This is a genomic window from Euzebyales bacterium (assembly GCA_035461305.1).
GTDB lineage: Bacteria > Actinomycetota > Nitriliruptoria > Euzebyales > JAHELV01 > JAHELV01.
Window position 1 is genome coordinate 1 of record DATHVN010000115.1, and the last position, 2,044, is coordinate 2,044.

2 protein-coding genes are annotated in these 2,044 nt (G+C 70.5%); both read left to right on the forward strand.

Annotated features, from left to right (window positions below):
• Positions 1 to 239: 239 nt before the first annotated feature.
• Positions 240 to 1,790, forward strand: coding sequence for an AAA domain-containing protein (locus VK923_10815; GenBank protein ID HSJ45159.1), 1,551 nt, complete (start codon positions 240 to 242; stop codon positions 1,788 to 1,790).
• The coding region (locus tag VK923_10820) for a hypothetical protein (protein ID HSJ45160.1) at positions 1,784 to 2,044 on the forward strand (261 nt) is incomplete at its 3' end. The genes VK923_10815 and VK923_10820, both read left to right, overlap by 7 nt.

Here is a 2,044-nt window from a genome sequence, read left to right on the forward strand (position 1 = left end):
GCGACGTCCTCGAGGACCTCGGCCAGGTCGCGGTCGGCGGCGAACAGCGCGTCGATCTCGCCGCGGAGGCGGTCGGTGGGCGATACTCGTGTCGGCATGGGCGTAGCTCCTTCCTGACTCGACTTGGTAGGTCTGTCAGGAACCTACGCCCGTGCCGCTTTTACACCGAGGACGAGACGCGACCCGAGCTGCTCGTCGGCGCGCTGCTGCGCGTCATCGAGGAGTCCACCGACCTCACGGTGATCGAGGATGCGCTGGCGGTGCTGTTCCACTTCCAGCATCCGGACCTCGCCCTGGCCGACGATCAGCCCGAGAAGGAGGTGCTGTTCCCGCTGGTCGTGCTCATCGAGGTGCTGCGCGGGATCTACGCCCTGCCGATCCCCGTGTCCTACCGGTTCGCCGATGTCAATCGGGCGCTGCAGCCGTCGCAGTACGGATTCACGTATCACCCCAACGACTGGTTCGACTTCCGGTTGTCCAACCGCATGCGCGCCGACGCGATCCTGCGGGCGTGGACGCAGGACGACACCGCGGTGGTCGACGACATCCGCAGGCGCCTGCGGTGGCGGGTCTGGGGTGCCAACTCGGTGATCAACGGGCTGCGTGAGCGGGTGCGCGACACCGGCGTGCTGTTCGCGTGGCCGCCCAACTTTCGGCTGCCAGAGAGCTTCGGCTTCACCGACCCATTGTTGTCGCGGCTGGCGTTCATCGCGCAGTATGAGCGGGTGCTGCGCTACCTCGACGTCCGCGGGAGGCGCATGCGTCCCGTGACCGAGGGCTTCGGCAACGGCGACACCTACGAACTGACCGCCGAGGGTGACGACTGGTTCCGGCTGCACCCGCGGCACGCCGACTCGGCGCCGTCGGCGAGCAGCTTCGCCTCGCACGTCCTCACGACAGCGACCGACGCCGGCCGCCAGGCACGCCTGACCTACGACGAGTTCCGCGGTCCATGGCCGTCGAAGCGCCACCCGGTCGCTATCACGAGGATCGCCGAGATCCGCGGCGGCGACGACGGCACGCGGCTGCGGCTCGGGCTGGACCACAAGGAGATCTTCCATCCGCCGTCGCCCGGCGACGTCTGCTACCTCGACGGGCTGTTCACCGACTGGACCACCCCGTACGTCATCGCTGCGCTGCGTGCACACGACGAGCGCACCGACGTGTGGTTCACCCGGCTGCTTCGTGACCCCGTCGGCACCCGCCGCGCGGTCGACCCGCCGGAACAGGTGCGGACGGCCGCCATCACGATCGCCGCTGCGCACGGCGTGACCAGCAGCCAGCGGGAGGCGTTCCGCGGTGTCGTTGACCATGACGTCCAGCTGGTGTGGGGACCACCCGGAACCGGCAAGACCCACTTCGTCGCCCTCGCGGTCGTGGCGCTGGCGGAGGCCCAACGACGCGCCGGGCGCCGACTTCGGGTGCTGATCACCGCCCAGACCCACGCGGCGATCGACAACTGCCTGGCCAAGCTGCTTGCACTGCAGGCCGAGCAGCGGGTGTTCGGCACCACCCTGCCGGTGCGCAAGCTGGGCGGGTCAGGTGGCGGAGCGGAGTCGCTCGCGCCCGGCGACGCGTCCGCGTGGGCGGCCGAGCACGACGTCTGCGTGGTCGGGTCGACGGTGTGGCAGGCTCGCAAGGCGCCACCCGAGGACCTCGCGTACGACCTCATCGTCATCGACGAGGGGTCACAGGTGAAGGTCGGTGAGGCGGCGATCCCCCTGCTGCGCCTGGCCGAGCCTGCCCCGCGTCGACCTGGGCGCGGGCGAGGCATGGTGGGCGCGTGGTGATCGCCGGCGACGACAAGCAGCTGCCGCCGATCGTCGCCGGGCGCTATCCCGAGGTCGAGGACGAGCCGCTGCTGCACCGGTCGATCCTCGAGGCCCTCCGCCACCGCGACCTGGACGACGAGCTCACCGCGCCGCTGCTCGAGAACTGGCGCATGTGCGATGTGCTGTGCGACTACCCGGCATCGTCGATCTATCCGGACGCGTACGCGCCCGCGACGCCGTCGATCGCCGCGCGCCGCCTGCCGCCGGCGTCG